14 protein-coding genes are annotated in these 11494 nt (G+C 73.1%); 5 read left to right on the forward strand and 9 right to left on the reverse strand.

Annotation, left to right across the window (positions count from 1 at the left end):
* Positions 1–8: 8 nt before the first annotated feature.
* Both AB0B55_RS18450 and AB0B55_RS18455 read right to left on the reverse strand, forming a co-directional pair.
* Complete coding sequence (locus AB0B55_RS18450) at positions 9–755, reverse strand: hypothetical protein (protein ID WP_357172390.1); 747 nt, start codon at positions 753–755, stop codon at positions 9–11.
* Positions 752–1348: a helix-turn-helix domain-containing protein gene (locus AB0B55_RS18455; RefSeq protein WP_357129058.1), complete on the reverse strand. Its 597-nt coding sequence runs from the start codon at positions 1346–1348 to the stop codon at positions 752–754. Before AB0B55_RS18455 ends, AB0B55_RS18450 begins: the two co-directional genes overlap by 4 nt.
* A gap of 113 nt (positions 1349–1461) precedes the next feature.
* Between AB0B55_RS18455 and AB0B55_RS18460 the strand changes: the two genes are divergently transcribed.
* Positions 1462–2259 (forward strand): alpha/beta hydrolase, encoded by a 798-nt coding sequence (locus AB0B55_RS18460; protein ID WP_357129055.1) that lies wholly within the window; start codon positions 1462–1464, stop codon positions 2257–2259.
* A 269-nt stretch (positions 2260–2528) separates the two neighbouring features.
* Here the strand turns inward: AB0B55_RS18460 and AB0B55_RS18465 are convergent, their stop codons facing one another.
* From AB0B55_RS18465 to AB0B55_RS18480, 4 genes are all read right to left on the reverse strand, one after another.
* Positions 2529–3488, reverse strand: a complete 960-nt coding sequence (locus AB0B55_RS18465) for an asparaginase (protein ID WP_357172393.1) — start codon at positions 3486–3488, stop codon at positions 2529–2531.
* Positions 3489–3582: 94 nt separating this feature from the next.
* The gene (locus AB0B55_RS18470) at positions 3583–4410 is read right to left on the reverse strand and encodes a 3-keto-5-aminohexanoate cleavage protein (protein WP_357172396.1); all 828 of its coding nucleotides are present in this window, start codon (positions 4408–4410) and stop codon (positions 3583–3585) included.
* 23 nt (positions 4411–4433) lie between these two features.
* Entirely contained in the window at positions 4434–5546 is a 1113-nt protein-coding gene (locus tag AB0B55_RS18475) for a folate-binding protein (protein ID WP_357129046.1), read from the reverse strand.
* On the reverse strand, positions 5543–5971 hold the full coding sequence (locus AB0B55_RS18480) for a Fur family transcriptional regulator (protein ID WP_357129042.1): 429 nt from the start codon (positions 5969–5971) through the stop codon (positions 5543–5545). Before AB0B55_RS18480 ends, AB0B55_RS18475 begins: the two co-directional genes overlap by 4 nt.
* Positions 5972–6040: 69 nt before the next feature.
* Between AB0B55_RS18480 and AB0B55_RS18485 the strand changes: the two genes are divergently transcribed.
* Positions 6041–6922: an aminotransferase class IV gene (locus AB0B55_RS18485; protein ID WP_357172398.1), complete on the forward strand. Its 882-nt coding sequence runs from the start codon at positions 6041–6043 to the stop codon at positions 6920–6922.
* A gap of 4 nt (positions 6923–6926) precedes the next feature.
* On the opposite strand, the gene AB0B55_RS18490 is transcribed toward AB0B55_RS18485, so the two are convergent.
* Together AB0B55_RS18490 and mtfM are read right to left on the reverse strand one after the other, a co-directional pair.
* Complete coding sequence (locus tag AB0B55_RS18490; protein WP_355050865.1) at positions 6927–7517, reverse strand: FABP family protein; 591 nt, start codon at positions 7515–7517, stop codon at positions 6927–6929.
* A 7-nt stretch (positions 7518–7524) separates the two neighbouring features.
* Positions 7525–7629 carry a small membrane protein MtfM gene (mtfM, locus tag AB0B55_RS18495; RefSeq protein ID WP_267897534.1) on the reverse strand — a complete coding sequence of 35 codons (105 nt, stop codon included), beginning with the start codon at positions 7627–7629 and terminating at the stop codon, positions 7525–7527.
* Between the two features lie 12 nt (positions 7630–7641).
* On the opposite strand from mtfM, the gene AB0B55_RS18500 reads away from it, so the two are divergent.
* The 3 genes from AB0B55_RS18500 (at position 7642) to AB0B55_RS18510 (ending at position 10519) form a co-directional block, all read left to right on the forward strand.
* Complete coding sequence (locus AB0B55_RS18500) at positions 7642–8016, forward strand: DsrE family protein (RefSeq protein ID WP_357129035.1); 375 nt, start codon at positions 7642–7644, stop codon at positions 8014–8016.
* A 71-nt stretch (positions 8017–8087) separates the two neighbouring features.
* Positions 8088–8468 carry an SCP2 sterol-binding domain-containing protein gene (locus tag AB0B55_RS18505; protein ID WP_357129032.1) on the forward strand — a complete coding sequence of 127 codons (381 nt, stop codon included), beginning with the start codon at positions 8088–8090 and terminating at the stop codon, positions 8466–8468.
* On the forward strand, positions 8465–10519 hold the full coding sequence (locus AB0B55_RS18510; protein WP_357172401.1) for a glycogen debranching N-terminal domain-containing protein: 2055 nt from the start codon (positions 8465–8467) through the stop codon (positions 10517–10519). Before AB0B55_RS18505 ends, AB0B55_RS18510 begins: the two co-directional genes overlap by 4 nt.
* A gap of 9 nt (positions 10520–10528) precedes the next feature.
* Here the strand turns inward: AB0B55_RS18510 and AB0B55_RS18515 are convergent, their stop codons facing one another.
* Positions 10529–11389, reverse strand: coding sequence for a hypothetical protein (locus tag AB0B55_RS18515; protein ID WP_357172404.1), 861 nt, complete (start codon positions 11387–11389; stop codon positions 10529–10531).
* Positions 11390–11494: the final 105 nt, after the last annotated feature.

Raw genomic sequence — 11494 nt, forward strand, 5'->3', positions numbered from 1 at the left:
GGTGTGAACTACTCGGCCGCCGGGCGGGTCCGCTTGGTGGCCCGAGGCAGCTTGGCCGACGGGGTCTCGGCCGGCTTCGCGGCCTTCGCCCGGGTCGCCTTCTTGACGGCGGCCGGCTTGGCCTCTGCGATCTCGGCGACCTCGGTCGGGCTCGGCGCCTCCGCCGGGGCGGGCGTCGCCTGCGCCGTCGTAGCGGTCTGAGCCGTGGCCGTGGTGGCGGTCTGAGCCGTGGCCGTGGCCGTGGTGGCGGTCTCGGCCGTGACCGTCGTCGCCTCGGTGGCCTCGATGTCCGCGTTGACCGTCTCGGCGGCCTCCAGCACGCCGACGCCGACGACCCGCTCGCCGCGAGCCACCAGCGCGCCGTACGCGGCGAACGCCCGCTCCTGGGCCGCCTGGGCCGCGGTGACCACCACGGCCGCGTTGCGGGTGGCGGCGGCGCGCAGCTTCTCGATGTCGGCGACCTCGCGCAGCTTGGCCAGGTCGGCCGACTCGCGCAGCTTGGCCAGGTCCAGCTCGGCCTGTGCGCGGTCGCGCAGGGTGCCGGCGGTCTCGTTGGCAGTACGGAGCGTCTCGGTGGCCTTCTGACGCAGCTCGAAGCCCGTCAGCACCGCCCGGCCGCCCAGGTCGGCGACGACCCGGGTGCCGTGCAGACCGACGGCCATGGGCAGCTTGCGGAGCTGCTCGATGGCCAGCTCGGCCGCCCCGGCGGCGGCGTAGATGGGAGCGGGGATGCGATTGGTCTTCGGCTCGGTCATGACGTCTCCTCCTCGGCCGTCTCGGCGGCCTTCTTCTTCTCGGGGGTGCTGCTCGGGGCGTTCGTCCCGGGGGTGCTGCTCGGGGCGGGTGCGGGGCCCGCCTCGGTCACGGCGACCGACTCGAGCACGGCCTCGGTCGGGGTGCCGCCCTCGGTGGTGGGGCCGGTCGCGGCCAGGTTGGCCACGTCGGCGGGCCCGTCGGCGACATCGGTCGGGGTGGTCGCCCCGGCTGCGGCCTGGGCCTCGGACAGCCGGGCGTTCTCCCGGCGGAAGGTCTCGTAGATCTGGCTGAGCGACTGCTTCTGGGCCATCGTCAGGTCGGGGTCCACCGCGATGGCGGCGAGCACGCCGTGGCCCTCCTTGTCGTCGAGCAGCCCGGCCCGCAGGTACATGGCCGGGGTCGACACCCGCAGCGCGCTGGCCAGCTGCTGGAGCACCTCGGCGCTCGGCCGGCGTAGGCCGCGCTCGATCTGGCTCAGGTACGGGTTGCTGACCCCCGCCTGCTCGGCGAGCTGGCGCAGCGAGATCTTGGCGTTACGGCGCAGATCGCGGATGAACCCGCCGACGTCGGGGAGGTCCTTTGGGGTCGCCATGGTGCCGACGCTAACCGGATCCGCTAACTCCTGCAAGCAAAATGCTAGCCAAAGTTAGCAAGGTCTCAGCGTCCCGTTTGCGCCCCACCCCAACCGGTCCGTACGGTCCGTTGGTGCACAAGATCACAGTCAATGGAGCAGTTCTCGCGTACGACGAGGCCGGCAGCGGTTCGCCCGTCGTCCTGCTGCACGCCGGCATCGCGGACCGGCGCATGTGGCGGGGCGTCGTACCCGCGCTCGCCGCCCGACACCGGGTGATCGTCCCGGACCTGCGCGGGTACGGCGACTCCGAACTGCCGCCGACGCCGTTCGCACACCACGACGACGTGGCCGGCCTGCTGGACGCTCTGGACCTGCCACAGGCCGCCCTGGTCGGCTGCTCCTTCGGCGGGTCGGTCGCCGTCGACACCGCCCTGGCCCATCCGGACCGGGTGAGCGCGCTCGCCCTGCTCGACACGGCGGTCTCCGGCAACGAGTGGTCCGACGAGGCCAACGAGCTCTGGGACGACCTGGTCGGCGAGGTCGACCCGGACGACTTCGTGGCGGGCGCGGCCGGCGAGGTGCGCTTCTGGGTGGTCGGTCCGGCGCGTCAGCCCGCCGACGTCGACCCCGAACTGCTGGCGTTCGCGCAGGAGATGGACCAGCGCGCCCTGGCCGCCGAGTTGGCGCTCGGCGCGGTCGAGGTGGGAGAGCTGACGCCACCGGCGATCGGCCGTCTCGGCGAGCTGAAGATCCCCGTCCTGGTCACCGCCGGCGCGGCAGACGTACCGGACATCCGCCAACTCGCCGACCGGATCGCCGCCGAGGTCCCGAACGCGACACGACTGCCGGACGTCCCGGACGCCGCGCACCTGCTCCCCCTGGAGCGCCCCGAGGCCGTCAACGCCGCCCTCCTGAACTTCCTAACCTGAGCACCCACCCGACTCCAGCACCCGCCACCCCGCACCCGACCTCCAGCACCCGGCACCCGGCACCCGGCACCCGGCACCCGGCACCCGGACAAGCGTGATGCCTCAGAGTCATCTTGATGACTCTGAGGCATCACGACCACCGGCGACCGTTCCACCCCAGCCACACCGCCACCTAACGATTGCACTCACCCTTTGACCCCAGGGCGGCTCGAGTGGCAATAACTTCATGATCAACGGGGTGGGGTGGGGGCGAGACCGGGAGGTGGGGGTTACCAGAGGGGGCGGATTGCGCCTACCGGGACGCCGCCGCCGAAGAGCGGCACCTCGGCGTACTCGGTCAGCACGGGAGCGTCCACGCCGAGCCGCCGCAGCGCCGAGACCAGGACCGGCATGCGCGCCCGGTCGGCGCCGTCGTCGATCTTGAGGGCCACCGCGCCGACGCCCGGCAGTCCGACCGCGAACACACCCTCGGCGCCGATCTTGGCCAGGAGGCCCGGAACACCGCGCATCAGCCGGGTGTCGTCGGCCTGGGTACCGCCCACGATCTCCGGGTGGGCCCGCATCGCGTCGGCCACCCGGCGCGGCGCCGAGCCGGGCTCGGCGTCGACGAGCCGGAGGTACGCCCCGGCCAGGCCGGTCAGCGACACCGCGAGTACCGGTGCGCCGCAGCCGTCCACGCCCACCGCCGCGGTCGGCTCGCCGGTGAACTCCTCGACGGTCGCCCGCAACCGCTGCTGCAACGGGTGCTCCGGCCGCCAGTAGCCGTCCCGGGGCCAGCCGGCGGCCCCGCAGGTCAGCAGCATCCCGCTGTGCTTGCCGGAGCAGTTCATCTGGACCCGGCTCGGCCCACCCCCGGCGCGTAGCACCGCCTCCCGGGCCGCCCCGCCCGCCGGCAGGTCGGGCGGGCAGTGCAGCGCCGAGGCGTCCAACCCGGCCCGGTCGAGCAGCGCGCCGACCCGGGCCAGGTGGAAGTCCTCCCCCGCGTGGCTGGCCGAGACCAGCGCCAGGTCGGCCGGGTCGCTGAGCGCAAGGCCGGCGCGGAGCATCCCGATCGTCTGCATCGGCTTGCTGGCCGAGCGCGGAAAGATCGGCGCGGTCACGTCCCCGGCGGCGGCCAGCGTCGCCCCGGTCGCGTCCAGCACCACCACCGAACCGCGGTGCCCACCCTCCACGAACCCGGACCGGACCACCTCGGCGAGCGGCACGCCGCCCTCGTACGTCTTTCCCACGTGCTGGACGGTACCCAGGGGATCGGGCCGCCCGTCGGCGGGGTGACCAGGTCGTCAACCGCGCGGGTGACAGGGGCGGGGGAAGCCCGTGGCCTTACAGCCCGAGCAGCGCGCGAGCCTCGGTGGTGCTCAGCGGCGGCCGCTGGGCGAGCTGGGCGAAGCCGACCGCGCGGGCGACCAGCTGCATGTTGGACTCGACCGGACGACCCTTGGCGTACGTCACCGTGTCCTCCATGCCGACCCGCAGGTGCCCGCCCGTCGAGAGCGAGGCCAGCAGCACCGCAATGGTGCTGCGGCCGATGCCGGTGGCCGAGAACGTGGTGCCCTCGGGCAGGTCCCGCAGCATCCGGTGGGCGGCGACGAGCGTCTCGGTGGTGCCCGGCATGCCGCCCGGCACCCCCATGACGAAGTCGACGTGTACGTGCCCGCCCGCCGGCAGCCCGTACCTGCCGAGCAGCCGCTGCAACGCGGACAGGTGACCGAGGTCGAAGATCTCGTACTCCGGCACGATCCCGCGCTCCTGCATCCGGGTGTGCAGGTCGACGATGAACTCCCAACGGTTGAGGAAGACGTCGTCGCCGAAGTTGACCGTGCCCATGGTGCAGGAGGCCATGTCGGGACGGGCGTCGAGCACGGCGAGCCGGGACGCCTCCGGGTCGGTCACCGCGCCGCCGGACGAGAGCTGCACGATCAGGTCGGTGTTCTCGCGCAGCGCCGCCACCGTCTCGGCCAGGCGGGCCGGGTCTAGGGTCGGCCGGGCCTCGTCGTCGCGGATGTGGACGTGGATCACGGCGGCGCCGAGCGCCTCGCACTCCTTGGCGGTGCGCAGCAGCTCGTCCAGCGTCACCGGCAGTGCCGGCACCTCCGCCTTGGCCGACTCCGCGCCCGTCGGGGCCACCGTGATCAACGTCCCTGTCGTCATGCCGGCGATCCTAGACGTGCCGGTCAGGACGGGTCGATCGCCGCCGCGGTCTCACCGATCATCAGAGCGGCGTCGTCCGGGACGTTCCGCTTCAGGACGGCGAGCGCGACCTGACCCAGTTCGTGGTGCAGCACGGCGGTGCCGACGAAACCCACCGCCCGTCCGTCGAGGGTCACCGGCGTACCGGCGGTCGGCGGCTGGTCGGTGGTCACCCCGTCGAGGTGCAGCAGCACCAGGCGGCGGGGTGGCCGGCCCAGGTTGTGCACGCGGGCGACCGTCTCCTGACCCCGGTAGCAGCCCTTGTCCAGGTGCACGGCCGGGCCGATCAGGTCCACCTCGGCCGGGATCGTCCGGTGGTCGGTGTCCACCCCCACCCGGGGCTGCCGGGCGGCCACCCGGATCGCCTCGTACGCCCAGAGGCCGGCGACCGGCACGCCCGCGCCGCGTAGCTCCGCGACGACCTGCTCCATCGCCGAGCGGGGCACCAGCAGGTCCACCCCGAGGAGGCCGCGTCGCGCCCAACCGCCGATCGACAATGGTCGGACGTCGTACCGGATGCCCGCCCGGGGCGGCACGGCCCCGGCGGCGAACTTCGGACCCGGCACCGGGATCAGGTCCGGTGCGGCCAGCCCGGTCACGCCGAGCGTCCCGACGGCCTCCGCCGCCGCCGGACCGACCAGCGACAGCAGCGCCCGTTCGGCGGTGGCGTCGCGGGGGTCGACCTTGCTGAAGAACCGCATCTTCTCCAGGTACGCCAGCAGGCCGTCGGTCGCTCCCGGCTCGGTGTCCAGCCAGGTGGTCTCGCCGTCCTCGGCGACCAGGGCGTGCTGCTCGACGTGCCCGTGCGGGGAGAGCACCAGCAGTTCGGTGCCCTCACCGGCGGAGAGCGTCGACAGGTGCTGCGAGGTGATCGTGTGCAGCCAACCGGCACGCTCCTCGCCGGGCACCGCGACGATCCCCCGGTGCGACCTGTCGACCAGGCCGACCTCGGTGTCAAGTACGCGCTGCTCGCGCAGCGGATCGCCGTAGTGCGCGGCCACGCCCCGCACCCCGGCGGCGACGTGCGCCGGGTCCGGCTGATCGCGGCTGGCCTCGTCGATGCTCTCGACGGCCACCGCGCCCGCGATGTCGATCATTTGTGGTCCCCGTTCTCGCACCGGCCGCAGACGCCGAAGAGTGACACGTGCCCGATGTCCACCCGGAAGCCCCGCTGCGCGACCAACTGGTCGGCGAGCGGGCGGAGCAGCTCCGGATCGATCTCGTCGATCGCGCCGCACTCCCGGCAGACCAGGTGGACGTGTTGGTGCTCACCCGCCGCGTGGTACGTGGGCGAACCGTGCGACAGGTGGGTGTGCGTCACCAGGCCGAGCCGTTCCAGCAGCTCCAGCGTGCGGTAGATGGTGGTGATGTTGACCCCGGCGGCGACCTCCCGCACGGCGGCGTGCACCCGCTCCGGGGTGGCGTGGCCCAGATCGAGCACCGCCTGCAGGACGAGCTGCCGTTGCGCCGTCAGCCGCAGCCCACGGGCCCGGAGCATTTCCGCGAGGGAGGATTCGGACACCGTCCGATCATAGTTCGACGAACGCGCCGACTCCCTACGCGCGGTTGTCCCCCGCTACGCTCGACGGTCATGGTGACGTCGTCCGTCGGCAATGTCCCGGCCACGCCGAGCGCGCGGATCGCCGTGCTGGGTCGGGGCCCGATCCCGGCGGACGAACCCGTGCTCCGCGGCGACGACCTGGGCGTCCTGCGCGGCGACGGCCTCTTCGAGTCGATGCACCTGCGCCACGGGCGACCGTGGCTCCGCGACGAGCACCTGGCCCGGCTGATCACCGCGGCGGCAGCCGTCGAGCTGGACCTGCCGCCGACCGACGCGCTGACCGATCTGCTCGACTCCGTGCTCGTGGGCTGGCCGGCGGAGGTGGAGGGCGCGTTACGGCTGGTCTGCACCCGGGGCTCGGAGGCCGGCGGTCCGCCGACCGTCTACGCCACGCTGACCGCCGTGCCGGCGTCGTCGCTGGCGGCGCGACGGAACGGGATAACCGTGGCCGTCCTGCCGCTGGGGGTGCCCGCCGACGCGCGTACCGGGCTGGACTGGCTACCGGCGGGCATCAAATCCACCTCGTACGCGGTCAACAGCGCCGCCCGCCGCTGGGCCCGACGGGCCGGGGTGGACGACGTGCTCTGGGTCTCGTCCGACGGGTACGCCCTGGAGGGGCCGATCGCCAACGTGGTGTGGCTCACCGGTGACACGATCTGCACGGTGCCCGCCGCCACCACCGGCATCCTGCCCGGCACGACCGTCGCCTGGCTGCTCGCCCACGCGCACGAGCTGGGCCTGGACGGTGCCGAACGGATGGTGACGCCGGCGGAGCTGCACGCCGCCGACGGGCTCTGGTTCAGCTCCTCGGTACGCGGACTCGCCGAGGTGCGGATGCTGGACGGGGTACGCCGGGACCCCTGCCCGCGTACCCCCGCCCTGCACGAACTGCTGGGTTTCCCCGTCGACTGAGCCGTCAGCCGCCGACCCGGACGAGCCGCGCCGACAGGTGCGGGCTGAGCGGGTGACCCATCGCGGCCATCTCCTGTGCGTACAGCAGCGCGCCCTCGACGATGCCGAAGAGCCGGTGACCCCCGGTGACCTCCTTGGCGGTCGCCGTCCGCACCACCGCGTCGGTGGCGAACTCGACCTGGGTGCCGGTGCGCTTGCCGAGATGCAGCTCCATGACACCGGTCGGAGTCGTCAGCAGGGCCTCCAACTCGTCGGTGGCCCGGCCGTCCACCAGCACCGGCCGCCACCAGCCGACCTCACGCCCGGCCGGGCGGACGGGCCGGCTCTGCTCGTCGAGGATCCAGGCCCGCGACTCGTAGTGCAGGAACGGCCGGCCGTCGTGGCTGATCCGGATCTCCTGCGCGTAGTCGAAGTCCTCGATGGTGGGGAAGCCGCCCTTGCCCCGGCCCCGCCACAGACCGATGTACGGCAGCAGGCCGTCCAGCGCCGGGTGCAGCTTCGGCCCGACGCGCAGGTCGTGGCTCTCCTCGTACGGGTACTCCTCGACCGGCGGCGCGTTGAGCCACGGCGGTTGCAGCGGATTCTCGTCGCTCACTGTGCGCTCACCAACGTCCCCTTGAAATCCTTACCGCCAGATAGACCAGGCCACCGGCGAGCGCGCCCAGGCCGGCGACCAGCAGGCTGACGAACCCGATCTCGGTAACCATCCCGACCATCCTATGCTGGGCCCCATGGCCCGCTCTCTCGTCGTCAAGGTCACCGCCGGTGCGGACGCCCCGGAGCGGTGCGCGCAGGCGTTCACGGTCGCCGCCACGGCGGTCGCGGCCGGCGTGGACGTCTCGCTCTGGCTGACCGGGGAGTCGACCTGGTTCGCGCTGCCCGGCCGCGCCCAGGAATTCGAGCTGCCGCACTCCGCGCCGCTGGCCGAGCTGCTGCACGTCATCCTGACCAGCGCTCGGGTGACCGCCTGCACCCAGTGCGCGGCCCGGCGGGAGATCGGCCCGGAGGACGTACTGCCCGGTGTGCGGATCGCGGGCGCCGCGGTCTTCGTCGAGGAGGCGTTGGCCGAGGGCGCGCAGGCACTCGTGTACTGACCCCTGACTCAGCCGGATGGCGGAGTGCGAATACCGACCCGGCAACCCGAAGCGCTGCCTACGATTCGGATGTGACCGAGGCGACCCAGCGGTTCTTCGAATCCCTGCCGGCGCGGGCACCGACGGTCCTGCGCGGCCTGGCCGCCGGAACCCTCCAGATCGACCTCGGCATCAACCACCAGACCGAGCACTGGCTGGTCCGGATGCGGCCGGGCGAGGTGCGGGCCACCCGCGAGCGAGGCCCGGCCGACGCCATCTGGTACAGCAGCTCGGCCCTGTTCGACAGATTGATCGCCGGTGAAGCCCAGGCGCTCGCCGCCGTGCTGCGCAACGAGAGCACCTTCAGCGGCGACGTGGTGCTCTTCCTGGCCTTCCGCCGCTTCTTTCCGGACCCGCCGGGCACGAGGGACCCGCGCGAGGTCGCCCGCGAGGCAGTCGGGCGGCGTTCGTGAAGGATCTCGTCAGCATCCTGGACGGCAACACCTTCCTGGTCACCGACCACCGTGGGGACATCGAGCCGTCCTTCGACTTCCCGACGGGACTGTTCTCGTTCGACACCCGCTTCCTGTCGAGCTGGGTGCTCACCCTCGACGGGCAGCGGTTGCACGCTCTCTCCGTGGACACCAGTGAGTCGTACCGGACCACGTTCTTCCTCGCGCCCGGCGAACCCACCCACTACCTGGACGCCAAGGCGTCGGTGATCCGCAGCCGCGAGATCGGGGGTGGCTTCGACGAGGAGCTGACCGTCCTCAACCACTCCGGCGAGGAGGCCGATTTCATCGTCCGGGTCGAGATGGGCAGCGACTTCGCCGACCTGTTCGAGATCAAACACGCCCAACAGAAGGTGGGCCGGACGACGGTCGCGGTGACCGACAACGAGCTGCGCCTGACGTACCGGCGGGAGGCCTTCCACCGGGAGACCCGGATCCGCTCCACGGCACCGGCACAGGTCGACCCCGCCGGGATGACCTTCCGCGTCCGGGTCGACAGCAACGGCGAATGGACGACCCGGCTGCGCATCTCCACCACCGTCTTCGGCGCGCGGGGCGAGGACATCCGCACGACCCTGCCGTACGCGGGCGGCCGCGGCGGGGACGCCATCCGCGCCGAGCACCGGGAGCTGATCGACCGGGCGCCGAAGCTCGGCTGCGACTGCGAGCCGCTGGCCGGGGCGTACCGGCGCAGTCTCAACGACCTGGCCGCGCTGCGCTACGAGTCGATCGCCCTGGGCGTACGGCTGATCGCCGCCGGGCTGCCGTGGTTCATGACCCTCTTCGGTCGGGACAGCATCATCACCTCGTTGCAGGTGCTGCCGTTCCTGCCGGAGCTGATCCCGCCGACCGCGCAGATGCTGGGCGGCCTTCAGGGGCACCGGGTGGACGACTTCCGGGACGAGGAGCCGGGCAAGATCCTGCACGAGCTGCGGTACGGCGAGACCGCCGGCTTCGAGGAGCAGCCCCACTCGCCGTACTACGGCTCGGCCGACTCCACCCCGCTGTTCGTCATCCTGGTCGACGAGTACGAGCGCTGGACCGGCGACACCGCGCTGGTCCGGCAGTTGGAGCCGCAGGTCCGCGCCGCGTTGGACTGGATCGACACCTACGGCGACCTGCTCGGCACCGGTTACCTGTCGTACCGCACCCGCAACCCGGAGACCGGCCTGCAGAACCAGTGCTGGAAGGACTCCTGGGACGGCATCTCGTACGCCGACGGCCGGCTGCCCGGCTTCCCCCGGGCCACCTGCGAGTTGCAGGGCTACGCGTACGACGCGAAGGTCCGCGCCGCCCGGCTCGCCCGCGAGGTCTGGGACGACCCGGCGTACGCCGACCGGCTGGAACGGGAGGCGGCGGAGCTCAAGCAGCGGTTCAACCGCGACTTCTGGATCGCCGACCGCGGGTACTACGCGCTCGCCCTGGACGCCGACGGTCAGCAGGTCGACGCGCTGACGTCGAACATCGGGCACCTGCTGTGGAGCGGGATCGTGGACGAGCCACGGGCCGGCAAGGTGGCCGAACACCTCCTCGGGCCGCGGCTCTTCTCCGGCTGGGGGGTGCGGACCCTGGCCGAGGGCGAGGGCCGGTACAACCCCATCGGTTACCACGTGGGCACCGTCTGGCCGTTCGACAACTCGATCATCGCCTGGGGGTTGACCCGGTACGGCTACCGGGAGGAGGCCGGGCGAATCTGCGACGCCATGCTGGCCGCGTCGGAGTACTTCGGCGGGCGGCTGCCGGAGGCGTTCGCGGGCTACACCCGCAGCCGCACCGGTTACCCCGTGGAGTACCCCACCGCGTGCAGCCCGCAGGCCTGGTCGAGCGGCACGCCGCTGCTGTTGCTACGCGTGATGCTCGGCCTGGAACCGCAGGGTGAACATCTGATCATCGACCCGGCCGTGCCGCCGGGCATGGGCCGGGTGGAGCTGCTGGACATCCCGGGTCGCTGGGGCCACATCGACGCGTTGGGGCGCAGCCGCGATCCGGACGATCGAGGCACGGGCGGCTGACCCGCCTCCTCAGTCGGGGCAGCCGACGGTGGCGGCCACGCGTGCGGCGGCCGGACCGAGTTCGGCCAGCACGGTCACGTCACCCGCGCGGTACGCGTACACCGGCGGGTTGTCCAGCAGTGGGGTGCCGCCGGCCAGCGCGGCGAGGGCGCTGGTCTCGGCCGGGCCGGGACCGGCGGCGGACCGTGCGGTACGGGCCAGGGTGCCGTCCGGGCAGGGCGCGGTGACCAGGTCCGGCGCGCTGCCGGTCGGCCGTCCCAGCGCGGTCAGGGCGGCCGTGAGCGCCGCCGCCTCCGGGCCGACGGCGGTGGCCGGCGGCGGGTCGTAGCCGGCGCCCGGCGGCCGGCACCCCGTGTCGACGGTCAACCGCAGCCGGCCGTCCCCGGTCGGCCGCCCCGCGACGGCGACGAACTCTCCGGCGTCGGCGCGTAGTTCCGGACCGTCCAGGCCGGGGCCGACGCCGGCCCGCCAGCTCGCGGGCAGCCGGTCGGCGATGCCGGTCAGTACGGCCCGCCCGGTGTCGGCGGGCGCCAACACGGCGATCTCGCGACGCAGCCGCGCGCCGTCGGCGAGTGGGGTGACGCGGCAGCCCGCGCTGACCCGCGCCGGTCCCAGCTCCAGCAGCCCGGTCGTGCCGGCGGCCCGGGCCAGCTCGCCGACCGCCCTGTCGACCACCGGAGCGGCCTCGGCGAGGGTGCGCTGCTCGCGCACCGTCGGTGGGTCGTCGCGGACCGACATCCAGGTGAGCCCGGCCAGCAGGAGGGCCCAGAGGACGGTCGCGACCAGCAGCCAGCGCCGCCCGCGCCGGGCGGGCGCCGGCGGGGCGGGGTCGCTCGACGAGGGCCAACCCGTCTGGACAGCACCGCTCACCCGGCCATGGTGTCACGAGCCGTCCTCCGCTCTCGAAAGGCAGTGGTCGACGACCCGACAGCCCGCCTTTCGGCCGGCATAACGCCAGGTCACCGGCCGATCGTT

Origin of the sequence: Micromonospora sp. NPDC049107, assembly GCF_040648595.1 — a bacterium.
Taxonomy (GTDB): domain Bacteria; phylum Actinomycetota; class Actinomycetes; order Mycobacteriales; family Micromonosporaceae; genus Micromonospora.